The sequence below is a fragment of the Exiguobacterium sp. s5 genome (assembly GCF_018618075.1).
Taxonomy (GTDB): Bacteria; Bacillota; Bacilli; order Exiguobacteriales; family Exiguobacteriaceae; genus Exiguobacterium; species Exiguobacterium mexicanum_A.
The window spans coordinates 465644-492139 of sequence record NZ_JACSLK010000001.1 but is presented as its reverse complement, the minus strand read 5'-3'; the positions used below and the strand labels follow the sequence as shown (position 1 = coordinate 492139).

Below are 26496 nucleotides of genomic sequence, written 5' to 3'. Positions count from 1 at the left end.
AAAATATCCAGTAAATGGTTATCGAGAAATCGGAGTATGGTTCTTGTATTGTCATTTTGCTAAATAATCACACACAAAAATCGCCCTTCCTGAGAAGGGCGATCTGAAGTATTGCTTTTTAATATCCAGCGTAGCTGAGTGATTCGATGAAGGCGCGTTTCTCGCCAGCGTAGAGCGGCCATTTGACGACACCTTCGCTGCCTTCCACCGTGACGATGATCCGGTTCTGTGGACGGACGTTCGTTTTGATGAACTGAATGAGTTTTGCATCCGGCTCAAAGATGTACCACTCCCCAACCGAACCATCCTCATACTCCATGTACTCGACCTCTTCCGGGTCAATGTTCACTTTGTATGACTTGCTGCCGACTTGGATGCGGAGCGTCTCCATATCGAGGTAACCTTCGTCTGATTCGATGTCGACGAGAAACGCCATATTCGCTTTTGATGGCTTCCCGAAGAAGACAGGCGCAAACGTCTCAGCGTAGCGGACGTCCCCTTCGCTATCGAATACTTCTTTATGAAGCGTGATTTGGCCAGGCAAACGATAGAACTTGTTGTATAGCGCATGTTGCACGCCGAGCTTGAGGGCGCCGCCTTTATTGCCGGCTCCGTCTACTACATACAACTCAATCGGTTGTCCGAGTTTTTGTTTCGGGATCTTGATGGCAAACTTCCCGGTCGACATGACTGGGGCTTTATACGTCTTCGTCCCGATCTTCGCATAGACAGTTGCATACGCTTCGGCCGTACCAGTGATTGCCGTTGCGGTCGTCGTCACGCTCTGCGTAACGCGTGGACGCATCGGGGCACGACCGTCTTTGATGACTTTCGTCGAGCGCGTGAGGCTCGTCGCCCCCTTCGCGTCGACTGTCGTCGCCCGGATGACCGTGCCGATTGGAAGGACCGCTGTCGTGCGGCGATAGACGCCTTTCGCGTCATAACGTGCCGTGTACGTCGCGTTCCCGACTTGAAGCGTCAATTTTGCACCCGGTGTGCCGGTCACGACGATGTGACGGGCCGTGCTGTTGACTGTGCCGATTTTCGGCGTCGCCGGACGTGCGGCCGGATCGACCGCGACGACGACTTGTGTCGTCTCGCTGACGTTTCCGGCAGCGTCACGCAAACTGACCGAGATGACTTTTCCGACCGACTGCGGGCTCATGTTGAATTGAGCCGTTCCTGCCTCTGTGACGACGCGCGTATACACTTTGCTGTTGATGCCAATCAAAGCTGTCGTACCGGCCTCGCCTTCGATGACGATTGATTTCGACGTGTGGAGCGGTGTCGAGACGACCGGTGCAAGTGGCGCCGTGACGTCGACCGTCTCGACGACCGGTGGCTCTTCTGTCGTCGAGCCTTCTGCTTGTGCTTGAAGCGGCAAGAGTGGCGAGACGATGAGCGAACCGGCTAAGAACAACTTTAAATACGATGAATGATTCATGACTTTCCTCCATTATCTAGGTTTATCATTATTTTGGTTGGTTTCCCTATTTTATTGTAATAACATCTCTAATAAAAAGTTCGTTTTTTTAAACATCAGGTGAATGATTTCATAAAAAAAACTGCTTTGGATGTACCAAAGCAGTCCTCCCTCTCATACTTCATGAATCATCGTCGCCTGGCCGCCTTGCCAAAGCCACGTGTCGTTCTCTTTCACATAGACATGCAGCACCCAGAACCGGCCTTCGTAGGCGTTCGTTCCGAGGATGAAACGCTCTTCAAGCAATAGTTGCACGAGGGCGATCTCGCCTGCTACCGTCTCGTCGAACGTGACGGTCTCCTGCGTGATCCACTGGACCGACGCTGGGTCGACGAACTGATCTAAAAACGTTTCTTTATCGAACTGACGTCCGCTCGAGTCGACGTAACGAAACTCGTCGTGCATGATGCCGCGCATCGCGTCCAGGTCGCCCTTGACTTGAAGCGCGGCCCGTTCGTCAGAAAGTTGTTTTAAGTTGATTGTTTCCATTGATGTACCTACCTTTCGCGTCCATCATAACATACTCGTATGCTCGAGTCGTCCCACTCGTAATGGCCGTCTCAATTGTTCGATTGTACGTAACCACATCGGTACTATTCTTTTTCTTATCCCCTATTCCCTGTATACTTATCAATATACAATTTATCCCATTTAGAAAGGACGATGCTTATGGATTTGATCGACCCGTTCATCTGGCAACTCGTCATCGTCCCTATCCTCACCATCGGGACCGGTGTCCTCATCGCGTTACGATTCGAAAAGGCTTATATCGCCCCGCTCATCACGTTGGTGCTCAATCTCGCAATTGAAATGACGATGGGCCTCGTGTACTACGGGACGCTCACTTCTCCATCGTCTTGGAATTGGCTTTTCCCGATTCCCTCGTTTCTCATCGCCTATACGTTTCTCAGTAAACGGAAGACCGAGCGCCAGATAGAAAAACATTCCTGAGCCTTAATCATTCTGACAGTTTCGATATTGACATTCTGACTTCAGCCCGTTAAAGTAACGATAACATTCATACGAACTCGCGATGAGAAAGAAGAGTAGCGTGAAGATACGTCTCCAGAAAGCCGGTGGTCGATGTGAACCGGTGACGTGTTGCACGTGAATGGGCTTTTGAGCGTTCAGACCGATACGTAGGCTCTGACGGGTCCTCCCGTTACCGAGGACAGCGAATGATGGTTCGCGATGAGTGGGGAGGCGCGAAGTCTCTCAACGAAGGTGGCAACACGGGGAAATCTCCTCGTCCTTCATGTCCGATCGGGCATGAAGGACGAGGAGATTTTTTGTTTGATTGCTTGGAGGTGTTCGGGTGATGTCCCGCGGATATAGGCACCACGGTCATCATAAACAAATAGTACATGTCCTGCTTCCTGATGAATGAACTGAACGGCAGGATACGACATGGCCCAGCCACGCAGTCGTGGTCTCAATGGTTGAAAGTCTTGGTGACAAATCGCCTCCAACAAACGAGACATCCGGATCTGGTCTCGATCAGCAATCGGCACGATATACGTCCAGAGCGTCTCCTCCTCTTCTTCGGAACGAATCAACGCCGTCTGAAAGCGGAGCGATTTGTCGCGAATCAATCGAAACATACCGGTGTTGCCCGGGTGATCACCATAAACATGATACACGAGCGTGAAGCCCTCACCGTTCGGAAACAAGGTGTCGAACAACCCCTTCGCTTTTCGTATCACGGCATCGAAATACGCTTGATTCAACTCATCCGATTGATCGAGAAACGGACTTAATTCTTCTTCTAGCTCGATGTGCTCAGTGAGCGCATCTCCTGAGAATTGATTCGGTTTTAAGATGTGCATCATAGTTTCCCCTTTTCTCTCAAATTATAAGGAGGTTATCGATATGAAACAACTCATCATCAACGGCGACGAACTGACACCGGTGGCAATCTTTCATCGATTAGAAGGAGAACGGAAAGTGTTGCTCGAGAGTCGCGCCGAAGGCAAGCACGGCCGCTACTCGATCATCGCTTCGAACCCAGTCGAGACGATTCGCGCCAACGGCAACGAAGTGACCGACGCATCCGGCACGATGCACACGGAAGATCCGCTCGCCTTGTTGTCGGAACTGGTTGCGCGGGACACACCGGACGCCCCCTATCCGTTCATCGGCGGTGCCGTCGGCTATATCGGCTATGACATGCAGCGCGTCTATGAACCGATCCCGAATACCCCGAGCGAGACGCGTGGTTTGCCGGACGCCTTGTTCCAACGATATGAGACGGTCGTTCTCTATGATCATGTCGAAGAGCAGGTCATCGTGATCGACACTGGAAATGATGATGCTACAAATCGGCTAGACCACGTCAAACGAGCCCTCGAGACAGCGAAGACACACGAACTTGCCCCCGTCGTCCGCACGAGTGAACGCGTGTTGACCGGCAAAGAGGAGTTCGTCGAACGCGTCTTGCAGGCGAAAGAAGCCATCCTTGCCGGTGAAGTGTTCCAACTCGTCTTATCCCAACGAATCGATGCGACGTTCACCGGCGACCCGTTCCATTTCTATCGGACGCTCCGGAAACAGAACCCGAGTCCGTACTTGTTCTATATCGACCTAGGCGAGGCGATCATCCTCGGGGCGTCACCAGAGAGTCTTGTTCGCGTCGAGGGAAATCGCGTCTCGACGAACCCGATCGCCGGCACCCGCCCCCGTGGCAAGACAATCGAAGAAGACGTGCGTCACGCTGCTGATCTCATTCAAGACGAGAAAGAACTCGCCGAGCACCGGATGCTCCTCGACCTCGGTCGCAACGACATCGGCCGGGTCGCCAAAGTCGGCTCGGTCACGATACCGAAACAGATGGAAGTCGAGCGCTTCAAAAACGTCATGCATCTCGTCTCCGAGGTCGAAGGTGAACTGCGCGACGACTTGAATCCGATTGACGCGCTGCGGGCCTGTCTCCCGGCCGGTACCGTCTCGGGCGCCCCAAAGATTCGAGCGATGCAGCTGATCGACGAATTGGAAACGGTGAAGCGCGAAGTGTATGCCGGGGCCGTCGGCTATCTCGACGTCCGGGGCGGCTATGATTTTGCTCTCGCCATTCGGACGATGGTCGTGCAAGGTGACACGGCCTATGTCCAAGCGGGTGCCGGTATCGTCTACGACTCAGATCCGGTCTCGGAATATGAAGAGACATTGCATAAAGCCAAATCCCTACTGGAGGTGTTCGCATGATTCTACTCATCGATAACTACGACTCGTTCACGTATAACGTGTATCAAGATGTCGCCCGGTTCAGCGACGTCTTGGTCGTCCGCAATGACGAACTGACAATCGACGCGATCCGCGACCTCAATCCGGCTGGCATCATCATCTCTCCGGGTCCAGGTGGCCCACTGGATGCCGATGTCTCGCTCGACGTCGTCCGCTCTCTTTCCGGCACCATCCCCATTCTTGGCGTCTGTCTCGGACATCAAGTCATCGCTGAGGCGTTCGGCGGTACGGTCGGACGGGCTGAACAGGTCATGCATGGGAAGACGTCTATGATTGAGACGACCCCGAGCGTCTTGTTCGACGGGAACCCGAGCGAGGTCATGCGCTATCATTCGCTCGTCGTCTTGGAGACGGACCTCGTCGTGACCGCTCGCACGCATGACGAGGTCATCATGGCGCTCGAACATCCCGAGCACCTGACATATGGTGTCCAGTTCCATCCCGAATCGATTGGAACGCCAAACGGACGTGACGTGTTCAAGCGCTTCGTCGACTTGTGCCATGCAAAAAGACCGAGGAACGCGTCCTCGGTCTGAGCGTCAGGCCTTCAAGAAATCTTCCATTTGGAAGTCATGTTTGTCGAGCACGATTTGGTCCGGCGTCACGCCATTTTGACGCAATTTGGCAATCGTCTCATGCAAGAAGTCATCGCTGCCGACAAGGTAAAACAGTCCGTCTTTGTCTGCGGCGAGCGTCTCGACCAGCTGGTAATAGTCCGGACGATTGTCGACGAACTCGGCCGTGAATCCATTCGTTGACGCGAACACATCGTTAAACAAATATTCTTTCGACGAGTCGACGTTCAACGAGTGGAGGTGCGGCACACCTTCCCCGTTCGCCAAATACGCGAGTACGAGCGGGCGGAACGTCGCAATGCCGACCCCGCACGATAACAGATAGACGTTCTTCCCTTCCCGCTTCAATGGCACGTTCGAATGCGTCTTGAAGATGGCAACCTTGTCCCCGATGTTCATGTCACGCAAGATTGATTTAAACGTCGAACATTCCGGTTTGACCCGAGTCGTGATACCGATCGCGCCTTCATGCGGCAACGTCGAGATCGACATGTGCCGAATCAACGTCCGGTTCGGTCGATCTTCCTTGTTAAATCCTTCGAGCGCGAAGTGCGTGTGCGCCCCTTCTTCCCACGTGAAGCCCTCGGGCAGATCCAGTTTGAACGTGTAGGTGTCTCGCGCTTCCTGCACGACTTGTTGAATTGGTGTCCAATAAATCTGCATGCTGATCCCCTCCTTCTATTAATAGACCGCGATCGGTCCATACGGTCCTTGAATGATCTCCAGTTTCGTCTCAAAAATGTCAGATAGGATGTCGGCGTCCATAATCTCTTCGACCGTACCAAAGGCGGCGATGTTCCCGTCTTTCATCGCACAGATGCGGTCCGAATATTTCGCCGCGAAGTTGATGTCATGGAGCACCGTGACAATCGTCCGTCCAAACTCGTCGGCGACGTGCCGCAAGTATTCCATCATCTGGACCGAGCGAGCGATATCGAGGTTGTTGAGCGGCTCGTCGAGGAGCACGTATTCCGTCTCCTGACAGAGCACCATCGCGACGTACGCCCGTTGGCGCTGTCCGCCCGACAATTCATCGAGATAGCGATGCTCGAGCGACGTCAAGTCGAGGAAGTCGATATATTTCGAGATGATCCGTTCATCCTCTTGCGTCAACCGCCCTTTTGAGTACGGGAAACGTCCAAAACCCGCGAGCTGACGGACGGTGAGACGCGTCACGAAATGATTCTCTTGCCGTAAAATCGTGACGATTTTCGCCAAATCTTTCGATTTCGTGCTCGACACGTCCATCCCGGCGACTTGGATTTGACCCGCGTCTAAATCGAGCAAACGGCCGATCATCATGAGCGTCGTCGATTTCCCAGCCCCGTTCGGTCCAATCAACGACGTGAACCCGGCCTTCGGGATGTCGAGATTGATTGGTCCGATTTGGACATTATCCGAATACGATTTTTGTACTTGTTCCAATTGAATCATAGCGATTTTCTCCTTAAGATAACTGCCAAGAAAATGATGCCGCCGAACAGTTCAATGATGACGGACACGACACTCGGCGTATTGAGAATGTGATACATAAAGAAATACGCGCTCGTCAACACGAAGAACCCAAGCGCGAACGCCATCGGAAACACGTATTTATGATCGTACGTCGCTGCCACTTGATAGCTGAGCGTCGCCACCAAGAATCCAAAGAACGTCAACGGTCCAATCAGCGCCGTCGATACCGACATAAGAAGCGAGATCAAGACGAGCGTAAAGATGACGCTCCGGCGATGGTTCACCCCGAACGAAGTCGCCACGTCTTTGCCGAGTGCGACGACGTTCAAGCGATTCGAGAAACTATACAACAACGTCCCGACGACAATCACAATCGGAATGACGATCGGGAAGTAGGCCGCATCGGCATGCATGACCGATCCGAACAGACGGGCCTGCAGGACGTCGAACTCGGACGGCGCGAGCATGCGTCGCATGAACGAGGACACCGAATTCAATCCCGTCCCGATGATAATCCCGACGAGAAGCATCAGTTGCAGGTTGCCGTATTTCCCGGACAAGAGCCAGCCGTACAAGAGCAGACTCATGAGCACCATGAGGCCAACCTGGGTCAAAAAGGCACCGGTTCCCGAAAAGCCGATTAGCGCACCCGCCCCGAAGAAGAAGATCATACTCGTCTGAATCGTCGAGTAGAGCGCGTCGAACCCGAGCAAGGATGGTGTGATGATGCGGTTGTTCGTCACCGAATGAAACGCGACCGTCGCCAAGCTTTGACAGAGCGCGGCAATCGCCATCGTGATGACGGCGACGACCCGACGCTCGACGACCGGGACGAACGACGGTGAGTCGAACGGGACCGGATTGTTGTAGACGAGTAACCCGAACGCACAGAACAGTCCTCCGACGATAAAGAAGGCCAGGAACAACCAATAGCGGCGCTGTTCTCGTTTCGAACGGAACGCCGTCGCACACCGATCGTCTGTATGCACGGACCGACCATCAACATCGTATGCTTCCCGATGCTTCGTCTTATTTTCAATAAGTGTGCTCATCGTACCCCTCCCGTCTTCCGTTGTCTCAAGAGAATTACGATAAATACGATTGACCCGACCGTACCGAGAATGAGCGATACCGGCAATTCGAACGGCATGATAATCGTCCGCGAAATCAAATCGCTGACGAGGACCGTTCCCATCCCGATGACGCATACCCACGGCAAGTTGCTGCGGAGGTCGTCCCCGCGAAACATCGAGACGATGTTCGGGACGATCAGCCCGAGAAACGGCAGATTACCGATGACCGTCGCCACGACCCCGACCGCGAGCGCGATCAATCCCGTCGCAATCAAGATGAGACGATTGTAATTGACGCCTAAGCTCGTCGCGATGTCCTCGCCGAGACCAGCGAGCGTCAAGCGATTCGCGAGGATGAAGATGAAGAACGTGACGAGGATGATGAGCCACAAGTATTCATACCGTCCGACCTGAACTGATGCGAACGACCCGACGAACCAACCTTCGATCGTCTGGCTGGCTTGAAAGAATAGACCGAGAAACGTCGACACGGCCGAGACGACCGCCCCGAGCATGAGTCCGATAATCGGGACAATCAACGACGAGCGGAGTTTGACCGAACGCAGAAACCAGAAGAAGACCATCGTCCCGATGAATGAAAAGACGATTGCCCCCGTCATCCGCATCATGAGCGTCGGAGCCGGGACGAGCAGATACACAGCGAGCAGGCCGAGCCCCGCCCATTCGAGTGTACCTGTCGTCGTCGGTTCGACGAGACGGTTCTGTGTGATCAGTTGCATGACGAGCCCCGACATCGCCATGGCGGCACCGGTCAACATGATTGCACTCGTACGCGGGACGCGTGTGATCCAAAACATGTCCGACCCACCTTCTTGACGAATGTCATAGACGCCGGTCACGAGCGAAAGGCCCGCCAATATGAACACCACAAGCATTGCTACGATAAAGGACTTCGTCCATATGTTAGAAAAGGAGGGCTGAGACAATGTCTCAACCCTTGCTGTCATTGGTTTTTGCACAACGTGACTCCCTTATTTCGAAAGCGCGGCTGCGATATCGTTGAATAGTTCAGAATAAGTTTGAATCGACTCGTTGATGTACGTATCGTTCGGCGCATACACGATTTTTTCGTCTGTCACGGCTTTCGTTTTTTGGAGCGCCGGTGCGTTATCGATCACGTCCGCTGCAGGCACTGCGTCTTCCATGCTTGAAATGGCCGCATCACGGTCGAGGACGAACAACCAGTCCGGGTCACTCTCCGCAATCGCTTCGACCGAGACCTCATCCCCTTGATGGTCCCCTGTCGTTTTCGCTACTTCGAGGGCTGGTGTCCAGTCAAAGATGTCATACATCGGTCCGAAGACACGTCCTGTGTTCGGTGCCGAGAAGCCGATATTTCCGCCTGAGACGATGACTGACATGACCGTGTCTTCACTGTCGTATGCCTCTTTCACACTGTCAATCGATGCTTCGAAGCTCGCGATGAGCTCATCTGCTTCCGTTTCTTTTTCAAAGATTTGTCCGAGTGAGCGCGTCGTTGTCTCAAAGCCTTCGACCAAGATTTCACCTGGCGTGCCCGCATCTTCCGGGAGCTCGATGTTCAAATCGATGACGGCTGCTTCCGGAACCAATTTTTTAATGTCGTCGTAGTAGTCGGCGAATCGTTGGCCGACGATGACAACATCCGGATCCACACCGGCAATCGCTTCTAAGTTCGGTTCATTGTGCATCCCGACGTCAACGATGTCTTTGTCGTTTTTATAAGGCAAGTCCGCTGGAATCAATCCGATTGGGGCGGCGACCAAGTCGATTTCCCAATCCGAGAGCGTCTCGAACGTTCGGTTATCGAGCGCGACGACCTTCTCCGGGTTGACCGGCACATCGATCGTTCCGTGTGCGTCCGTGATTTCAACTGTCTTCGGTGCCGTCTCCGCTTCCGCGCTTCCTGCGTCTTTCGTCTCGTCCGTGCTACCGCATGCGGCTAGCGTGAAGACGAGTGATGTGAGCATGACTGCTGCTTTCCATTTCCCCATTCTTTCCATCTCCCTGTGTATCTGTTTTTGAATGACGACCTTCTCAGTGAGTCCGCAACCGTTTCACGATTCTGCTCTATGTATGGATACTGACGCTTTCTCACTGATAATGATTATCATTGTCGTTTTCATTGAGAAGCATAACAAACAAAAATAGGTTGCGCAATGCCAAATTTTCAAATTGGAAATGGAAATATTATTCTTTCTATAATGCCGATAAAAAAAGAAAGCGGAACGCCTGTCCACTTTCTAAGCAAATAGAGTTCATTCGTTCACTCTCATTTGTCCGATTACGCTTCCGAAATCCCGTTAGCGAGCACCAACAAAAAAATCCAAATCGATAGTGGCACGATCAACCCAAGATTCCCAACGAGGCTGAACACGCGTACCGTCTTGTCTTTTGAGAACAGGCCCCAAATCAATGTGGCAATCAGGGCGACATCTAGAACAATGTAGACCCATATGGCCGTCATCAAGTTCAAATCCGGGAAAAAGCGGCCGTTCACAGTGAACAGCGCCACGATTGTCAAAATAGAAAGTCCAAACGTCACGTAAATCGGTGCATAACGTCGTTGAATCATATAATCACCCCACTCTTCTGTTGGACCATCTGTCGACATCGAAGGATGCACGTCTCGACGTAGCCATCGAACTGGTGTGGCAAAAACATCGTATACGTCCCTTCCTCTTTCGCCTTCGCATCTTGCTTGATTTTGAGGATGAGTGCCAGCAGCTCGCCTTGTGCGGCATTGGTTAACACGTCGAAATCGAAGGCGTCCAATCGCTGCACTAAACGAGCGTTATATGAATCAAAATCGGTATAATACATCGCCTGCTTTTCTGGGTCTTTCGTAATGACTTGCTTGAGCCAGGCTTTATAAAACCCCTGCAACCAAATCTCGTCCGCGACGAGATGGCAATAATAGCCGAGGCGGAACGATTGATTCTCGTCCGCACTGTCCACCCAATATTGATCAAGGTCGAGCCGTCTTGTCATATCCTCATGCCGTCCCGCGTAATAGTGGGTGTTTTGTTTAGGCATCGTCGCATCGGGCGCAAGATTTCCCAACAAAAAAGCCGTGCGATCGACATCTGTCAAATACGCCAACACCTCATTCGCGATGACGAGATGCATCAAATGTGAACCCATCATCCCTCCCCCCTTTTCCTAATTATCCCATTCATGTATTCATCTCGACAATCCAACTCTAGTCTGATACGCTCACTATACTGACCGTTCAGTATAGTGAGGAGGACACACATGAGTAAAAAACAATTGTTACTGCGGACCGCCGCACAGATCATTCAAACCGAGGGCATTCAACAACTGTCGATGGACCACTTAGCCAAACGCGCCGGTATCACGAAAGGTGGCGTCTTATACCACTTTGAAAGCAAGGCCAACCTGTTGCAGCAGATGAATAGAATGGCGCTCGATGAATTTGAAAATCGGATCGTCCATCATCAAACCGGGTTGGATGGTCCTTATCCGTTCACACGCGCCTACGCCCTCGCGACGCTCGATTATAGCGATGGTGATGCCGACTTGATTGCCGTCTTCATCTCATCCCAAGAAGATGCGAGCGGAAAGCTTTGGAACGACGCCGCCAAACGTTGGGATAAACAGTTCGCCGCGGATGGTCCTGACGCTGATCGCGTGCTCGAACTTCGACTGCTCTGTGACGGGTTTTGGTTCGCATTGACATATGGCTATAGCGCTGCGTTCAAAGATCGGGCCGCCCGCATCATCCGACAAAAGTGCGACGCGCTGTCAAAAGGAGAATCGTAACATGGGCTTCGTCTATCTCGTCGGTGCCATCGTCTCTGAACTGTTCGGTTCGAGCATGCTGAAGCTGAACGCGACGACAACGAGCCGCCTGCCCGTCCTCGGTGTCGCCTTCGGTTACGTGACGGCGTTTTACTTGTTGTCGCTCGCCCTCCTTTCGATCCCGCTCAGTTTCGCCTATGCGTTTTGGAGCGGGGTCGGTACGGCCGCGACGGCGCTGATCGGCTTTCTTGTCTTCAAGGAACAAGTCCGGGTTCAGACCGTTGTCGGCATCGGGCTTGTCATCGTCGGGCTCGTCTTGATGAAACTATGAGGAGGGAAATCATGAAATCCTATGGAATCTTACTGTTATCGATTGCGTTCGAAGTGCTCGGGACGTCGATGTTGAAGCTGTCGGACGGATTCACCAATCTGTTCCCGAGTCTCGTTCTCTTAATCAGCTTCGCCATCTCGTTCACGTTGATGGGCATCGTCTTGAAGAGCATCCCACTCAGCATTGCCTATAGCGTCTGGGCCGGACTCGGCACGGTCGCGACCGGGCTGATCGGGGTGTTCGTGTACGGTGAAGTGTTGTCGACGTTGAACAGCATCGGCCTGATCGTCATCGTGCTCGGCGTCATCGTCATGAATTTTGGAAAACGGGAGGAGCAACCACATGCTGGCTGACTTGATCGAACAACAGGAACGGGCGTTACTGACGACCGAAGTGCGCACATCGCCTGAGCACTTGCACCGTCTACTCACGGATGATTTTTTTGAAATCGGCAGTTCGGGGCGCATGTTATATCGGACGGCATCTGCCGCCACGATGGACCTCGGCGAGATTCACATCACCTTATCCGACTTCTCACTGGATAGCGTTCAAGACGACGTCGTCCTGGCCACGTATCGGACCGAAGACCACTCCACTGGACGCATCGCCTTGCGCAGTTCGATTTGGGTGAACGTTGATGGCCAGTGGAAGATGCGTTTCCATCAAGGGACAATCGTTCCGCCTTCTTGACACTAAATACGTCACCTCAAAAGGGAGTGTCCCAATCGACACTCCCTTTCGTCGTACCTGGTTCATTTTTGTACATACCCATCATGTTCATTTTGCTTATAATCAACCCATCCGATGAGGTGAAAGGAAGATGAACATGAGTCAACACACAAAAAAGCAATGGTTTCAATCCGTTCGTCCGAGGCGTTCCGTAGAAGAACAGCTGGCCCTCAAAGCGTCGCGTGAAGCGAAATTGACGTTCGAGCCGACCATCCCGCTCGATGCCATACGTAAAAAACGACCGACCGTCACCGTCACGTTCACGGTCGGGGGCTTCGGCGTCCATAACGAGTCCACCTTCACGTTTTTTGAAGATGGCGCGGTCAAACGGGAAATCATCTGGCGTGAAGAGTTCGACTTGAGCACGGCGATCCCCCGTTCCGGTTGGTACAACGAAACAGATGCCTTCCGCGTCCATGAGCGATTCGTGTCGCTCGTCTCCCATCGCTGGCCTGAAGTGTTCGAAGAGAAAGGATGCTTCACGATGGACGGGACGCAGTGGAACTTCACCGTGAACCGTCACGGCAAACTGTTGCACCAGCATAGTGGCAGCAACGCCTATCCCTCCAATTGGAAAGCTGTCATCGAACTGTTCAGCATCTCTTGAACGAAAAAAGAGCACCCACTGTGGGCACTCTCCGTTTAGATGGCTTGAATCATCTCGACTCGATTGCCGAACGGGTCGCGGAACTCGAACCGGTCGAATCCGGGAATCGGGATGCCCGTGAGCCGCTCGATGCCTTCCGCCTCAAGTTTCTGTCCCCATTCCGCTAAATCGGTCACAGCATAGGCGACATGTCCTTTCGTCGACAGCCGGTCAAACCCGTCCTCGGTGCCGACGTGGACGCTACGGTCGCCGACCTCGAGCCAAAAGCCGCCCCGCCCTTGAAGCGACGCCGGTTTCTCGATTTCTGGAAGACCGAGCACGCCGCAATAAAACGAACGGGCACGGGCTTCCTCCCCTTTCGGGATCGTGATTTGCACGTGATGGATGCCTTGAATCATGTCGTTTTCCCCTTTCGATACGTCAACCCGACGAACTGAAGCTTTTGGTTGAACAGGCGCGGATACGCGAGATAACCGACCATGACCGCCGAGATCGACGCGGTCGTCAAGATCAGGAATAAGATGAGCAACTGATACAACACTGCTTCCATCGGGTCGGCCCCGCCGATGATGAGTCCGCTCATCATACCCGGGAGTTGGACGAGCCCCATCGTCTTTTGCGCCTCGACGGTCGGAATCATGCTCGTGCGGATGGCGCTCTTCAAACTGCGCTCGATCGCTGCCTTCGGTGTGCCACCGAACGACAAGATGAGCTCAATCACTTCATCGCTCCGCTCGACCTCGTCTTTAAACTTGTTCAAGAACAGGAGCGACAACACCATACAGTTCCCGATGACCATGCCGCTGATTGGGATGACTTTCTCCGGCTCGAACGGGATGATGCCGAGCCCGAGCATGAGGCCCATCGTCAACGTCTCGACCGTGACGAGCGTGAGCAGAATCATCCATGTGATGCCGGGGATGCCGTCCCCTTTCTTGATAATGTTCTGCGTCGCCGCCCCGATCATGAGCAGGATCATGAGCAACATGAACACCGGGCTGTCGCTCTCGAAGACGAACGTCAAAATATAGCCGATGATGAGCAACTGAACAATCGACCGCACCGTCGCAATCAAGATGTCGCGTTCGAGTCCGAGTTTTAAGAACAGCGCCAAACCGAGCGGGATGGCGACGAAAATCAACGAGGTCATCAGTTCGATGAACGTCATAGCTCTTCCCCCCTCACGAAACGACCGATCATCGGGTTGTCCGACTCGTCGATGAACGTCGCATCGCCGAACTCAATCAGTTCCCCGTTCCGCAAAAACCACATGTCATCACTGACACGGCGGGCTTGATCGAGGTCATGCGTAATCCAGACGACGGTGACCCCGAAGTCTTTTTGCAGCCTGACAATCAACCGCTCGATTTCTTTCACCGTCCGATAGTCGAGGCTCGCCGTGATCTCGTCCAATAACAGCACGTCCGGCTTGTTGACGAGCGTCCGGGCGATGGCGACCCGACTTCGTTCCCCGCCCGACAACGTCTTGATCGGTTGGTCGAGCGAGATGCCGCCCAAGTCGACTTTCTGCAACAGGTCCGCCGCCCGCTCACGTTCGAGCGTCTCGCCGAAGATGGCTTTCGGCAGGTTCATGTTGTCGTACACCGTCCCGTCAATCATCGGCGCACTTTGGAACGCCATACCGACACGTTGGCGCAACTCGATGACGTCAATCGAATCGATGTTCTCCCCTTTAAAATAAATCGCGCCGGCGTCCGGCGATAACAGGCCGTTGATGTGCTTCAGGCACGTCGTCTTACCGGCACCGCTCGGACCGACGAACGTCGTGATCCGTCCTTCCCGAAAATAACCCGTCACGTTATGTAAAATGTCTCCATGACTCACGTTCTTGAATTCAATAATATGCATCGGCGTCGCCTCCCATCATGTCATGCTGTCTGTCTCAAAAATACATGTATAAGTTGTCTGAACTCACAGTCTATACCCTTCCTCGACCACAACATCACCATTCGCGTCGAGTAGCGGAGTGATGCCGCCACCGGTCCCGACCCACGTCTGGATATAGTTCACGCCGGTGGCCGTGTCGACGAGAATGGTGATTTGACCGAGTTCCGGCAGTTGTTCCGTCAACTTGACGTGAAACCGTTTCGTTCCCGCCGCTTCTTCTGCTGTTTTCTTTTTGAATAACATTGTATCCCGCCTTTCTACTTTCAACTTTACGCAACATATCCCTCGGTTTCAATGAATGAGACGCATCCATGACTGTCGGATGTGAACCCCCTTTAATCCCTACAAAAAAACACGCCACTCTCGGCGTGTTTTTTCATGAATAGCTCCGCTCGATGACGAAGCTCGTCTTATCTCCTCTGAAGTAGGACCGTGAATATTCGATCGTGCGTCCCGAGGCATCCTCGGTCACCGTCTCGATATAGAAACACGGTGTGCCGAGCGGACAGTCGAGCAACCCACTCACTTTCTCATCGGCTAGCGCGATTTCGAGCGACTCCGTCGTTTTGGCGACATGGACGTCATGGACTTGCGACAGCGTCTGGAAGAGCGAATGCTCGGCCTGGTCTTTCGTGATGCCCGGTGCGATTTGCCACGGGATGAACGATACCTCGTATTGCGTCGGCTCCCCGTCGGCATGACGGATTCGCTCGATTTTTTGAATCGGCGCCTGTTCGTCGACGGTGAACACGTCCGCGAGTTGTTTCGTCGCTGAGACGACGGACAAGTCGATGAGCGAAACTTGCCCGCGCTTGCCTTGGACGGCGAGCTGGGCCGCGTAGTTGTTCGGCGTGTGCGATAACGTCTGACGTACCTTCTTGCCGGCGACGAACGTGCCGCGCCCTTGTTGGCGAACGAGATATCCTTCCGTCGTCAATTGGTTGAGGGCACCGCGTACGGTCGTCCGACTGACGTCGAACTCCTCACACAAGGCATATTCGGTCGGGAATTTCTCCCCTTCAGTATAATGGCCGCTCTTGATGCGGGATAGTAGTTCTTCTTTAATTGCGGTTTGAAGCGTCGATTGCGACATGCTGTCACCCCTTCTGTCGTCCTTCTTTCCTTTATTCTGATACAGGAAACATACAAATGCAAATACAAAAAACAATTTGTATTATTTGTACTTTTTATATTGCGACAAGTTGTATCATTTGTTATATTTGTTACAACAAAAAGAAATCGCTTTCACAAAGGAGGAGTTGGCACTATGGCAGTCAAGGTTGTCATCATCGGTGGAGGTTCAAGTTATACCCCCGAAATCATTGAAGGATTCATTCAGCGGCAAGCGACGTTCCCGGTCCGGGAGATCGTCCTCGTCGACATCGAGGAAGGGAGAGACAAATTAGACATCGTCGGCCGTCTCGCCGAACGGATGATTCAAAAGGCAGGAGCGGACATCTCGCTCAGTTGGACACTCGATCGAAGAGAGGCACTGCACGGGGCGGACTTCGTCTCGACTCAGATTCGGGTCGGTGGCCTCGCGGCACGTGCGCTCGACGAACGCATCCCGCTCAAGCATGGATTCATCGGCCAAGAGACGAACGGGGCCGGCGGCTTGTTCAAGGCGTTCCGTACGATTCCGGTCTTGATCGAACTCGCCAACGAGATGGCCGAGATTTGCCCGGACGCTTGGCTCGTCAACTTCACGAACCCAGCCGGTATCGTCACCGAGGCCGTGTTGAAGCATTCGGCCCACAACAAGGTCATCGGCGTCTGCAACATCCCGTTCAATATGCGCAACTCGGTCGCCGAGATTTTACAGACACCGGTCGACCGCGTCGGCATCGAATTCATCGGACTCAACCATTTCGTCTTCGGCCGTCACGTCTGGGTCGACGGGATTGACCGCACGGACGACGTGCTCGCCGCCTTGAACGACGGCACCGATTACTCGCCGGCGAACATCGTTGGGCTCGGTTGGAGCGAATCGTTCTTGAAGTCACTCCGCATGTTGCCGAACCCGTACCACCAGTACTACTTCCAGACGAAAGATGTGCTCGAGAAAGATCTCGCCGCCTACGAACAGAACGGGACGCGGGCCGAGGTCGTGCAACAAGTCGAGGCGCAACTGTTCGAGAAGTACAAGGACATCGAGCTCGACGTGAAGCCCGAGGAGCTCGAACAACGCGGAGGCGCCTATTATTCGGACGCCGCCTGCAACTTGATGGACTCGATTTATAACGACCGCGGCGATATCCAGACGGTGAACACATTGAACCGAGGCACAATCCGCGATTTACCGGACGACGCCGTCATCGAAGTGAACGCCGTCATCACGAAATCGGGACCGCGTCCGATCGCCATCGGTTCGCTCCCGCTCCCAATCAAAGGACTCATCACCAATTTGAAGACGTTTGAACAACTCGCCATCCAAGCGGCCATTTCGGGCTCGTACCACGACGCCTATCTCGCCTGCTTGATGAACCCGCTCATCCAAGATGAGAAAAAAATCGATTCGCTCCTCCGTGATCTGTTCGATGCACATGAAGCGTACTTACCACAATTCAATAAGGAGGTTTACTCGTGAACAAATTTATCGAAATCGCTGGGCGCATCGGCTCCCAGCGTCACTTGGTCGCCATCCGCGACGGATTCGTATCGGTCATGCCGCTTATCATCGTCGGCTCGCTCGCTGTCCTGATCAACAACTTCCCAGCCATCAACTTAGGTGGCCTCTCGCTCGACTTCGTCGGTATGATGAACGGTGCGTTCGGTGAAGGCAATTGGCAAGGGCTCGGCGGAAACATTTGGACGGCCTCGTTCGCCATATTAGGGCTGCTCGTCGCCTTCTCGATTGGGTATAACTTGGCCCGGTCGTATGGGGTCGACGGACTCGCTGCCGGTATTCTCTCGGTCGCCTCATATATCATGCTCGTTCCGGTCACCGAGGACTGGGGGCTGAACTTCGCTTGGCTCGGCGCGCAAGGGTTGTTTGTCGCCATCATCGTCTCCATCGTCGTCACCGAGCTGTTCCGTTACCTCATCAACACGAAATTGACGATCAAGATGCCGGACGGAGTACCGGGCGGGGTCACCCGTTCGTTCCAAGCGCTCATCCCATCGATGCTCATCTTGACGCTCGTCGCTGCCGTGCAGTTGTTCATGACGCTCCAAATCGAGCTCAGCATTTTCGAAGTCATCTTCAAAGTCATCCAGCAACCGCTCCAAGGGTTCGGCGATTCGCTCGCGGCCGGTCTCGTCATCGCCTTCTTGAACCATATCCTTTGGTTCTTCGGGTTGCATGGCACGAACATCATCGGGTCGGTCATCGAGCCAATCTATCTGCCGCTCATCGAGCAAAACTTGGCTGCGTTCCAAGCAGGCGCGTCAGCATATGACGTCCCGTTCACGGTCACAAAGCCGTTCCTCGATACGTTCGTCTTCATGGGCGGATCTGGTACGACGTTCGCACTCCTGCTCGCCATTTTCATCGTCGTCCGCAAGCAGCGCAATCACCCATACCATCAAGTCGCGAAACTGTCGGCCCCGGCTGGACTGTTCAACATTAACGAACCGGTCATCTTCGGTCTTCCAATCGTGTTGAACCCGGTCATGTTGATCCCGTTCATCTTGGTCCCGGTCACGCTCACCATCGTATCGTACGTCGCGTTGACGACCGGCATGGTACCGAAGACAGTCGCCATCGTACCATGGACGACGCCACCGATTATCAGTGGTTACCTCGTCACCGGCGGGAGCGTCCGCGGTATCTTGCTCCAACTCGTCAACTTGACGATTGCGACGGCGATGTACATCCCGTTCGTCATGGCAGGAGCCAAGGCGATGACGGCCGAAATCAATAAGAACCAATCTGCTGCCAACGAAGGAGAGAAAATTTCGTGAAAACTGAAACGATGCAACAACTATCATTCATGATCATCTTGCACGCCGGCAACGCCCGTTCGTCGGCGTTCGAGGCGATCGCTGCCGCCAAGCGCGGTGAGGTCGATACGGCCGAAGCAAAAATGAAGGAAGCGGACGAAGCATTTCTCGAAGCACACAAGATGCAGACCGAGCTGTTGCAAGAAGAAGCTCGCGGCGCATCAAGTGAGATGAGTGTTTTGCTCGTCCACGCCCAAGACCACCTCATGACGGCGATGACCGTCAAAGAACTCGCCATCGAGATGATCGACATGATCACTCGACTCAATCGATTGGAGGAAACGAAATGAACATCTTACTCGTCTGCTCGGCAGGCATGTCGACATCAATCCTAGTTGAAAAAATGCGTACTGAGGCCGCAGCCCGCGGGTTAGAAGCGAGCATCGATGCGATTCCTGAGTCACGTCTCAAAGAACAAACGAACGTCGACGTCATCTTGATCGGACCGCAAGTCCGCTATCTTGAAAGCAAAATTAAGTCGTCGGTGTCGGTACCGGTCGCCGTCATCGACAACATGGCGTATGGTCTCATGAAAGGCGACCAAGTGCTCGACCAAGCGCTCGGTCTCGTTCAAAATGCATAAGACGTTTGTTTTGATCAACGCCGATGACTTTGGGCTGACGACCGGGGTGAATCGTGGCATCATCGACAGCCACGTCCACGGTATCGTCAACTCGGCGACGATGATCATGAACGGCCACGCCGTCGAAGAGGCTGTGGTGCTCGCGAAGCAATATCCGACTCTTCACGTCGGTGTGCACCTCGCCTTGACGTGGGGACGACCTCTCGCCGAGACGAGCACACCGCTCACGAAAGAAGACGGGACGTTCCGCTACACGAACCGTTTTCTGACCGAGACGGCGCCAGACCCGGAGCTCGTCTATCTCGAGTGGAAAGCCCAAATCGAGGCGTTTCGCGCGACGGGTCTCCCGCTCCATCATCTCGACAGTCATCACCACGTCCATGGCTGGCCGGCGATTCAAGACGTCATCGTCCGTCTCGCCGAAGAATATGGCACGACGTTTCGGGCCTTAACGACACTCGACGCACGCCGGGATTTGTGGGTGACCGAACGGTTCAGCGACCAATTCTACGGTGATGGCGTCACACGAGAGACGCTCGACGCGCTTCAACCAGGCGGTTCAATCGAGGTGATGGTCCATCCGGCCGACATGGACGACACGTTACGAGGTGTCACCTCGTATCTGGCAGAACGTCTCGTCGAGAAAGAACTGCTCACATCTTATCAACGCCCCGAGTGGTGGGCATAACAAAAACGAGCTCCTTCGCGGGGCTCGTTTTCGTCATAGCTGGAAATGTTGTTTGATTTGTTCGGCGACCGTCGTCGCATCGAGATGTGTGTTGTTGATGCGCAAGTAGTTGTCGACATCGAGTTCCCCGTCCCGTGAGTTCAATCGATATAGCGTCGCCGTCTGCTTCAACTCGCCTTCCGACCAGGCGATGTCCCGCTTCGTCGGTTTATGCGTCAACCGGTTCTCCGTCGTGTTCCGGACGAGCCGTTCCTCGATGTCTGCCTCGAGCTCGACGTAATAGATGTCGGCCCCGTTCGACTCGAACAGGTCGGTCACTTGTTTGATATACGCCCAGTCCTCCTCTAAATCGAACGCCCAGACGAACGTGAAGATCATCCCGTCCAAATCACTTTTCGCGACCGCGTCGAACAGCTCATGGCGGAACAGTTGGACGAGGCGACGGCCTTCTTCCGTCCCATAACTGAAGAACGGACTGACGAGGTCGATCGTCATATGGTTATGAAACAGCTTCAAGTCAGTGATTCGTGCGAGCTCTTGCCCGACCGTCATCTTGCCGACGGCTTGCGGACCAAATAAGACTACAAATTTCATGGTTTTCCCTACTTTCCGGATGCTTTTTGTTATTCTAGCATGCCATATCGGAGGCAAGATACAATATCCCACCTCATTTTCTAACATTTTCCTTTTCTAAGTCGATATAATAACAGATGAAACTATAGACTTGAGGTGCTACATAATGTACAAACGCGTATTCAGTTTGCTTGTCTTATTCAGCTTTTTCTTGGTGGCTTCCGTCTCCGCAGAAGCGACCGTCCTATTAATCAAGGTCGACACACCACTCCTCGTATCGATGGAAGACAGTGATAGCTTGACCGTGTTACCGAAAGGCACAGCCGTCACTGTTCTCGATCGGTCCGATACCCACGCCCTCGTATCAGTAGGTGAACAAACCGGGTACGTCCCGAACGAAGTCCTCGCCGAATCGGTCACGAAAACCGTCATCGCTGAAACGAACCTGCTGGATGAAGCAGGGAATGCGGTCGAGTCTTTATCATACGGTGCGACCGTGAGCGTCTACGATTTAGAGGACGAGACCACACTCCTGCGCGTCGTCGGCGAGACGGCTCGATTCGTCCAACGTGCTGCGCTTGCCGATACGGCGCCTCCACTTCTTGGGGAGACACGTTATGTGAAATCGAAGACTGACTTGTATGCATCGCCGCGCACGGGTCCCGTCGTGGGGCAATTGCCACTCGGACAAACCATCACCGTGTTCGGACAAACGAACGGATATTTCCGCATCCAATCGGGTGACCGCTATCGCTATGTACCGGCGCGTGCCCTTTCAAGTCGCCCCGTCAAAACGACGGAACGGTACATCTCAAAAGATACGTCCTTGTACGCCGATGCGACCCAATCCACTCGTGTCGGGACGGTCAAGCGAGGTCAACGCATCAGTATTTACGGACAAGTCGGGAGTCGGTCGCGCGTCTTCACAGGCGGGCAGTATCGATTCGTTCAAACGAGTCATACGAGCACGACCAAACCTGCCCCATTGAAGACCGGTCAACGCTACATCACAAAAAACGCCACTCTTTACAGCGAATCGTTCAAACAGATCGGGACGTTGAAGCGCGGAGCACTCGTGAACATTTATGGGACATACGGGAAGTACACGCGCGTGTTCACGGGCGGACAATATCGCTTTGTCGCAACCAGCCTGACGAGCACGAAGAAGCCGCCGCTCTATGACGCGACAGGTAAACGTTACGTCAAGTTCGATGAGGTCGAGGTATATCAGACCGCGTCCACGTCTTCTAAACAAGTGACCGAGTTCAATCGGGGACGGTTGATTGAGACATACGGTACGAGTGGACATTACACACGCGTCAAAATTGGGACGAGCTATCGTTTCGTCGCCACTGCTTACTTGAGTCTAAACAAGCCGCTTCCGAAACCGAAAGTCGGGACCGTCTTCTACACCCAACTCAGCGGGACACCGTACTTTTCGAACGATATCGCCTATACTCGTCCAGCCGGACAGTTAGCACGCGGCGCCAAGCTCGTCGGGCTTCGCTCGATCGATGACGACTTTTGGCAAGTCCGGCTCGCATCCGGTAAAAAAGTATATGTCTTGAACCCGTATATTGCCAAGACGAAACCGAAGGCGGTCGCGGCGAAAAGCGTGAACGTCAAAGCGCATTACCACACGTTCAAACGCACACCGTTCTATGCGAATCCGTACGATACGAAACCGATCGGGTACCTCGACTCGAACCGACGGGTCTATCCGCGGTCCCTTCACGGCGATTCGTATTTGATTCAAGACAGTTGGCGACCGGTTTACGTGAAGAAGCAGGACATCCGTATGAAATCGGACCCGTTACTCGCGTCACGTGGCAACACACAAGCCGAGCGCATGATTGCGGCGGCTGCGAAACATCTCGGGACGCCGTACACATGGGGTTCGCAGTCTCCGCTCAATGGCGGGTTTGACTGTTCCGGACTCATTCATTACGCGACCAACCAAGCCGGTAAAGTCGGCGGACGGACGAACGTGAGCGGTTATTGGCAAAGCAACCATTTCAAGAACCGCCGGACGAATATTTCGAGCGGAAAACGAGGCGACATCATCTTTTTCCACGGGACGTATCGCAACGGACCATCTCATATCGGCATCATGCTCGACAAAGAGACGTTCATTCATGCGGGTGGTGAGATGCTCCAAATCAATTCGATTCATGATCCGCAGTGGCGCCCTCATTTCCTCGGCTACAAATCACTTTAATTTAAACACGCCTGTCCTCCTATGAGGTCAGGCGTGTTTTTGGTGACACGATGGGCGCCTACTTCAGAAGTACCAATGTCCTGTCGCTCACTTTCTTCACGCTTCAAACGCCCTCCGCAATACCTCCTCTTCCTCGGCATGTCCCAAATTCCGATTCACGACCCGCTCGACGTCGAGTCCGAGCTCCTCTTTCAACAAGTTCGCGCTCCGATCTTGGCCGATGATGACGACCTCACTCCACTTGTAATGCTTATGCAGTTTACGAATCTCTTCGGCGATGTCCCGATAGAATTGATGGATTTGGTTCTCTTTCCGGCTATCGAATTGATCCACTTGGCTGCTCGATGAAGCCTTACCGCCCGCACCGCGCCCTTGATAGCGTCTCCATTGGTCAGTGTCTAAATCAAGATCGAACACGACGACGTCCTCGACTTCACCGAGTCTGGTGTCATATGCCGTAATGCTGTCAAGCTGGGCGAGCAAGATACCCGTGTTTGGGAACTCGGCGTCGAGCTTCTCGATTTGATCCAAGTTCGGTTTGTCCCCGTAATGAAACTCGTTATCGACATCGAGCTGTAGGAAGTGCAGTTCGAACAAGCCGTCATTCCCTTCCGCGAATAAGACGATGCTGCGCAACAGCTTATGTTCGTTCCCTAAAATTTCTCGCTCGGCCCGTTCGCGAAGCTGTTTGAACGCCTTCCGTTTCGCCTCATCTCCGCTCGCCTCGACTTCTTGCTCGAGCCGGCGCAACTCGTTTTTCAAGTGGATCTCCCATTTGCCACGCTCACTCGGTTTCGTGCTCAAGTACAGACTGAGCACCCCCGCCTCTGCATTGTGAAGTTGCTTGATTTTGCCTAGTTCAGTTGATAATGCCATGTTGTCTCCTCCTTCTTAATAAATGAAAGCAGCAAGTATCCCCGTGATGAACACGGATGTGATGGTCACCGTCGAGAACCCGGCGACAATCATTTTCGGTAAAATCTCATCCTCGATGATATGCACTTCCTCTTCCGTTTCCCCGATACTCTTCGCGGCCTCTTCACTCAAGATGAGTGTGCCCGGGAATCCGTACAGCGCCGTCAACCCGATTGCCATCGACATCTCTTTCGAATAGCCAAGGAAGCGTCCGACGATGAGTGCGAACAACAGCAGTCCGGACACACCGAGGACGAACGAGATGGTAATCGGGACAATCAACTCGAACAAAGCACTCGGTGATAGCGTCGCGAGCGGACCGAAGATGATGAGAAGAATCGCAATCATGATGAGACCATAGGCATCAATCCCGTTCAACGCGTTCGCTTTCAAAATCTTGAAGCGGCGCAACACAATCCCGAGAATCAAGGCGATGACGAACGTGTTCAAGTAGCCGTTCGTCCAGCCACTCAAGACGGTCGAGAGGAGGACGACAACCCCCATGACGAACAGCGTCCCCGCCGTCGTATGAAACGCGGCCGGTAAAATCGAATCGTCTGTCTCGTCATGGACGACCGCGTGCTCTTCCGGTGTGACGAGCGTGCCGTCGCGATGCGCCGTCCGGATGCGACGTGCTTCTTTCCGTAGGATGATCGAGGTGAGCGGGAACCCGATCAACCCTTGCGTCGCCGCAATCAACACTGGGAAGACGGCGACCGAGACGAGCCCGGCATTGACGGCCGCGTCTTGGACGAGGATGATGGAGATCGTTCCGCCGCTGATGGCTGCGATCGCACTGAGCACGTAGTTCGTGTCGAGGAAAAACTGACCGAGGCCATATAGGAAAGCAGCAATCCCGAGGACAGCGGACACCCCGATGACGAACGTCTTCCATTGTCGTTTGAACTCATCGAGGCTGATGAGCGTCCCAAGATGGACGATAACGAGACCGACGACCGTCTGACCGAGCGTCAGTAACGAAGAGGAAGGCAACAAATCTTCCGGGAATAATCCCGATTTGAACCCGATGAGAAAGATGACCGAGGCGACGAACAGAGACGACAGGAGCGCTTTCGTCTTCTTTGAGACATAGTCGCTAATCGTCCAAATCAGCATGACGATCGTGAAGGCGAGTAAGGAGTTCATGCCGGAATCCCCTTTCAGGATTGAGTCCTACATCAACGAGTTGAATCACTGGAGTACTTCGACTGTTTACGGAGCGCATATAGTTTTTGAATGTTGAGGAACGTGACTTTGAGGACGGCGTAGAGCGGGACGGCGAGCAACATACCGACGATACCGGCGAGACGCCCCGCCACGAGCAGGACGAGCGTGATGGTGATGGGATGGACACGAAGTGACTTGCCTTGGACGAGCGGTGAGATGACGTTGGCGTCAAGTTGTTGGACGATGGTGATGGCGATGATGACGTAGATGGCTTTGACCGGTTCATCGATGAACGCGATCAGGACGGCGGGTGCGGCCCCGAGGAACGGGCCGAAATACGGGATGATGTTCGTTGCGAAGATGAACAGACCGAGCGGCAGGAAGAATGGGACGTCGAGCAACCACAAAGCGATTGTCGCGAAAAAACCGACGAACGTACAGACGATGAGCTGGGCCCGGACGTAGCGTTTAATCGTCTCGTGCATGTCGTGCAGGATGTGACGGGCGTCCTGTTCATATGTCGGTGGAATCCAGCGGACGATCGCACTCGCGAGCTTGCCGCCGTCAATCAGCATGAAGACGTATAAGAACAAGGCGATGAACAACGTGAACAGCCCTGAAATGACGAGGGTAAGCAGACGGCCGAGCGACCCGGCGACCGAGCCGATGACGACACCGAGCGCATCGGCCAATTGACGGACCCACGTCTCGACGGACGTCGCGTTCTGTTCGGCGTACTCACGGAACCAGCTGTACTCCTCAAGGCGCGCGTACAATAACAGGAATTGACGATAACTCTCTTCGGCAAAGCGCGGGAACGTAGCGAGCAAGGCGAGCAATTGCCGCGTAATGAGTGGACCGAGCGTCAGGACGAACAGGACGCTCAATAGGAGCAACAACAGCAGAATCGTCAAAATCGCGAGCGACCGGCGCTTGAACTTCCCTTCCAACCAATCGACGAGACCGACCGTCAAATAGAATAAGATGCCGGCGAACAAAAACGGTGTCAGGACGGTGGCGAAAAAGATGCCGATCGGATAAAACAAGAACTCGACTTGTTTGGCCATGAACAGAATCGTCAAGATGAGCAACACCCAAATCCCATTACGGAAGGCACGGGTCGTCCAAAAGGGCTGCATGTCGGTTTCCCCTTTCTGAAACGTTACATTAGTTCTTTCCCGTTTTGAACAAGTTCAGTCCACCTACCTGTTTCGTATGTGCCCCCGACAAATATTTGTTTACCCCCG

Annotated in this window: 33 protein-coding genes and 1 other annotated feature; of the genes, 14 read left to right on the top strand and 19 right to left on the bottom strand. The window is 53.6% G+C overall.

Features of this window, described 5'->3' with window-relative positions; genetic code table 11:
* Window positions 1-118 precede the first annotated feature (118 nt).
* Both KNP60_RS02655 and KNP60_RS02650 read right to left on the bottom strand, forming a co-directional pair.
* Window positions 119-1444 carry an Ig-like domain-containing protein gene (locus tag KNP60_RS02655; RefSeq protein ID WP_214754086.1) on the bottom strand — a complete coding sequence of 442 codons (1326 nt, stop codon included), beginning with the start codon at window positions 1442-1444 and terminating at the stop codon, window positions 119-121.
* A 153-nt stretch (window positions 1445-1597) separates the two neighbouring features.
* Entirely contained in the window at window positions 1598-1972 is a 375-nt protein-coding gene (locus tag KNP60_RS02650) for a nuclear transport factor 2 family protein (RefSeq protein WP_034778866.1), read from the bottom strand.
* Window positions 1973-2152: 180 nt separating this feature from the next.
* Here KNP60_RS02650 and KNP60_RS02645 point away from each other — a divergent pair, with 180 nt between their 5' ends.
* Window positions 2153-2434, top strand: coding sequence for a hypothetical protein (locus KNP60_RS02645; protein WP_052090159.1), 282 nt, complete (start codon window positions 2153-2155; stop codon window positions 2432-2434).
* Window positions 2435-2507: 73 nt separating this feature from the next.
* Window positions 2508-2740 (top strand) — a binding site (T-box leader).
* On the opposite strand, the gene KNP60_RS02640 is transcribed toward KNP60_RS02645, so the two are convergent.
* Window positions 2737-3309 carry a DUF3885 domain-containing protein gene (locus tag KNP60_RS02640; protein WP_214796869.1) on the bottom strand — a complete coding sequence of 191 codons (573 nt, stop codon included), beginning with the start codon at window positions 3307-3309 and terminating at the stop codon, window positions 2737-2739. (Overlaps the previous feature by 4 nt.)
* A 43-nt stretch (window positions 3310-3352) precedes the next feature.
* Between KNP60_RS02640 and trpE the strand changes: the two genes are divergently transcribed.
* A complete protein-coding gene (gene trpE, locus KNP60_RS02635) occupies window positions 3353-4684 on the top strand; it encodes an anthranilate synthase component I (protein ID WP_214796868.1) in 1332 nt (443 codons plus the stop codon).
* Window positions 4681-5259 (top strand): anthranilate synthase component II, encoded by a 579-nt coding sequence (locus KNP60_RS02630; protein ID WP_214796867.1) that lies wholly within the window; start codon window positions 4681-4683, stop codon window positions 5257-5259. Before trpE ends, KNP60_RS02630 begins: the two co-directional genes overlap by 4 nt.
* Window positions 5260-5262: 3 nt before the next feature.
* On the opposite strand, the gene KNP60_RS02625 is transcribed toward KNP60_RS02630, so the two are convergent.
* The 7 genes from KNP60_RS02625 to KNP60_RS02595 all read right to left on the bottom strand — a co-directional run bounded on the left by KNP60_RS02625 (window position 5263) and on the right by KNP60_RS02595 (window position 10970).
* Window positions 5263-5961 (bottom strand): ferredoxin--NADP reductase, encoded by a 699-nt coding sequence (locus tag KNP60_RS02625; RefSeq protein WP_214796866.1) that lies wholly within the window; start codon window positions 5959-5961, stop codon window positions 5263-5265.
* An 18-nt stretch (window positions 5962-5979) separates the two neighbouring features.
* Window positions 5980-6732, bottom strand: a complete 753-nt coding sequence (locus KNP60_RS02620; protein ID WP_058764412.1) for an iron ABC transporter ATP-binding protein — start codon at window positions 6730-6732, stop codon at window positions 5980-5982.
* Window positions 6729-7805 (bottom strand): iron chelate uptake ABC transporter family permease subunit, encoded by a 1077-nt coding sequence (locus KNP60_RS02615; RefSeq protein WP_214796865.1) that lies wholly within the window; start codon window positions 7803-7805, stop codon window positions 6729-6731. Before KNP60_RS02615 ends, KNP60_RS02620 begins: the two co-directional genes overlap by 4 nt.
* On the bottom strand, window positions 7802-8794 hold the full coding sequence (locus tag KNP60_RS02610; protein WP_251131333.1) for an ABC transporter permease: 993 nt from the start codon (window positions 8792-8794) through the stop codon (window positions 7802-7804). The genes KNP60_RS02615 and KNP60_RS02610 overlap by 4 nt, the downstream gene beginning before the upstream one ends.
* Before the next feature lie 24 nt (window positions 8795-8818).
* Window positions 8819-9820 (bottom strand): siderophore ABC transporter substrate-binding protein, encoded by a 1002-nt coding sequence (locus tag KNP60_RS02605; RefSeq protein WP_200881490.1) that lies wholly within the window; start codon window positions 9818-9820, stop codon window positions 8819-8821.
* Between the two features lie 290 nt (window positions 9821-10110).
* Window positions 10111-10401 (bottom strand): hypothetical protein, encoded by a 291-nt coding sequence (locus tag KNP60_RS02600; RefSeq protein ID WP_214796863.1) that lies wholly within the window; start codon window positions 10399-10401, stop codon window positions 10111-10113.
* Window positions 10398-10970, bottom strand: coding sequence for a zinc dependent phospholipase C family protein (locus tag KNP60_RS02595; protein ID WP_214796862.1), 573 nt, complete (start codon window positions 10968-10970; stop codon window positions 10398-10400). The genes KNP60_RS02600 and KNP60_RS02595 overlap by 4 nt, the downstream gene beginning before the upstream one ends.
* A gap of 111 nt (window positions 10971-11081) precedes the next feature.
* Between KNP60_RS02595 and KNP60_RS02590 the strand changes: the two genes are divergently transcribed.
* From KNP60_RS02590 to KNP60_RS02570, 5 genes are all read left to right on the top strand, one after another.
* Window positions 11082-11609: a TetR/AcrR family transcriptional regulator gene (locus KNP60_RS02590; RefSeq protein ID WP_214796861.1), complete on the top strand. Its 528-nt coding sequence runs from the start codon at window positions 11082-11084 to the stop codon at window positions 11607-11609.
* Between the two features lies 1 nt (window position 11610).
* Complete coding sequence (locus KNP60_RS02585; RefSeq protein WP_034778888.1) at window positions 11611-11919, top strand: DMT family transporter; 309 nt, start codon at window positions 11611-11613, stop codon at window positions 11917-11919.
* An 11-nt stretch (window positions 11920-11930) separates the two neighbouring features.
* Window positions 11931-12272 (top strand): DMT family transporter, encoded by a 342-nt coding sequence (locus tag KNP60_RS02580; RefSeq protein ID WP_214796860.1) that lies wholly within the window; start codon window positions 11931-11933, stop codon window positions 12270-12272.
* Window positions 12262-12609 (top strand): nuclear transport factor 2 family protein, encoded by a 348-nt coding sequence (locus KNP60_RS02575; RefSeq protein WP_214754104.1) that lies wholly within the window; start codon window positions 12262-12264, stop codon window positions 12607-12609. The genes KNP60_RS02580 and KNP60_RS02575 overlap by 11 nt, the downstream gene beginning before the upstream one ends.
* 136 nt (window positions 12610-12745) lie before the next feature.
* Window positions 12746-13255, top strand: coding sequence for a hypothetical protein (locus KNP60_RS02570; RefSeq protein WP_214796859.1), 510 nt, complete (start codon window positions 12746-12748; stop codon window positions 13253-13255).
* A gap of 35 nt (window positions 13256-13290) precedes the next feature.
* On the opposite strand, the gene KNP60_RS02565 is transcribed toward KNP60_RS02570, so the two are convergent.
* From KNP60_RS02565 to KNP60_RS02545, 5 genes are all read right to left on the bottom strand, one after another.
* Window positions 13291-13653, bottom strand: coding sequence for a VOC family protein (locus KNP60_RS02565; RefSeq protein WP_214796858.1), 363 nt, complete (start codon window positions 13651-13653; stop codon window positions 13291-13293).
* Window positions 13650-14423 (bottom strand): ABC transporter permease, encoded by a 774-nt coding sequence (locus tag KNP60_RS02560; protein ID WP_214751501.1) that lies wholly within the window; start codon window positions 14421-14423, stop codon window positions 13650-13652. The genes KNP60_RS02565 and KNP60_RS02560 overlap by 4 nt, the downstream gene beginning before the upstream one ends.
* On the bottom strand, window positions 14420-15124 hold the full coding sequence (locus KNP60_RS02555; protein ID WP_021066401.1) for an ABC transporter ATP-binding protein: 705 nt from the start codon (window positions 15122-15124) through the stop codon (window positions 14420-14422). The genes KNP60_RS02560 and KNP60_RS02555 overlap by 4 nt, the downstream gene beginning before the upstream one ends.
* 63 nt (window positions 15125-15187) lie before the next feature.
* A complete protein-coding gene (locus KNP60_RS02550; RefSeq protein ID WP_214796857.1) occupies window positions 15188-15406 on the bottom strand; it encodes a DUF6440 family protein in 219 nt (72 codons plus the stop codon).
* Window positions 15407-15539: 133 nt separating this feature from the next.
* Window positions 15540-16256 (bottom strand): GntR family transcriptional regulator, encoded by a 717-nt coding sequence (locus tag KNP60_RS02545; RefSeq protein WP_214796856.1) that lies wholly within the window; start codon window positions 16254-16256, stop codon window positions 15540-15542.
* Window positions 16257-16430: 174 nt separating this feature from the next.
* On the opposite strand from KNP60_RS02545, the gene KNP60_RS02540 reads away from it, so the two are divergent.
* Genes KNP60_RS02540 through KNP60_RS02520 form a run of 5 tightly spaced genes read left to right on the top strand, consistent with a single transcriptional unit; the run spans window position 16431 to window position 20376 of the window.
* On the top strand, window positions 16431-17750 hold the full coding sequence (locus KNP60_RS02540; protein WP_214796855.1) for a 6-phospho-beta-glucosidase: 1320 nt from the start codon (window positions 16431-16433) through the stop codon (window positions 17748-17750).
* A complete protein-coding gene (gene celB / locus KNP60_RS02535; protein ID WP_214796854.1) occupies window positions 17747-19066 on the top strand; it encodes a PTS cellobiose transporter subunit IIC in 1320 nt (439 codons plus the stop codon). Before KNP60_RS02540 ends, celB begins: the two co-directional genes overlap by 4 nt.
* Window positions 19063-19395: a PTS lactose/cellobiose transporter subunit IIA gene (locus tag KNP60_RS02530; protein ID WP_353048629.1), complete on the top strand. Its 333-nt coding sequence runs from the start codon at window positions 19063-19065 to the stop codon at window positions 19393-19395. Before celB ends, KNP60_RS02530 begins: the two co-directional genes overlap by 4 nt.
* Complete coding sequence (locus KNP60_RS02525) at window positions 19392-19688, top strand: PTS sugar transporter subunit IIB (RefSeq protein ID WP_214796853.1); 297 nt, start codon at window positions 19392-19394, stop codon at window positions 19686-19688. The genes KNP60_RS02530 and KNP60_RS02525 overlap by 4 nt, the downstream gene beginning before the upstream one ends.
* A gap of 10 nt (window positions 19689-19698) precedes the next feature.
* Window positions 19699-20376 (top strand): carbohydrate deacetylase, encoded by a 678-nt coding sequence (locus tag KNP60_RS02520; RefSeq protein WP_251131298.1) that lies wholly within the window; start codon window positions 19699-19701, stop codon window positions 20374-20376.
* 33 nt (window positions 20377-20409) lie between these two features.
* Here KNP60_RS02520 and KNP60_RS02515 read toward each other — a convergent pair whose 3' ends face one another.
* Window positions 20410-20970: an AAA family ATPase gene (locus KNP60_RS02515; RefSeq protein WP_214796851.1), complete on the bottom strand. Its 561-nt coding sequence runs from the start codon at window positions 20968-20970 to the stop codon at window positions 20410-20412.
* 145 nt (window positions 20971-21115) lie between these two features.
* On the opposite strand from KNP60_RS02515, the gene KNP60_RS02510 reads away from it, so the two are divergent.
* Window positions 21116-23167: an SH3 domain-containing C40 family peptidase gene (locus KNP60_RS02510; protein WP_214796850.1), complete on the top strand. Its 2052-nt coding sequence runs from the start codon at window positions 21116-21118 to the stop codon at window positions 23165-23167.
* Window positions 23168-23263: 96 nt separating this feature from the next.
* Here the strand turns inward: KNP60_RS02510 and KNP60_RS02505 are convergent, their stop codons facing one another.
* Genes KNP60_RS02505 through KNP60_RS02495 form a run of 3 tightly spaced genes read right to left on the bottom strand, consistent with a single transcriptional unit; the run spans window position 23264 to window position 26388 of the window.
* Window positions 23264-24043, bottom strand: coding sequence for a VLRF1 family aeRF1-type release factor (locus tag KNP60_RS02505; RefSeq protein ID WP_214796849.1), 780 nt, complete (start codon window positions 24041-24043; stop codon window positions 23264-23266).
* Between the two features lie 15 nt (window positions 24044-24058).
* On the bottom strand, window positions 24059-25228 hold the full coding sequence (locus tag KNP60_RS02500) for a hypothetical protein (protein WP_034778917.1): 1170 nt from the start codon (window positions 25226-25228) through the stop codon (window positions 24059-24061).
* 32 nt (window positions 25229-25260) lie between these two features.
* Window positions 25261-26388 (bottom strand): AI-2E family transporter, encoded by a 1128-nt coding sequence (locus KNP60_RS02495; RefSeq protein WP_214796848.1) that lies wholly within the window; start codon window positions 26386-26388, stop codon window positions 25261-25263.
* Between the last annotated feature and the right edge of the window lie 108 nt (window positions 26389-26496).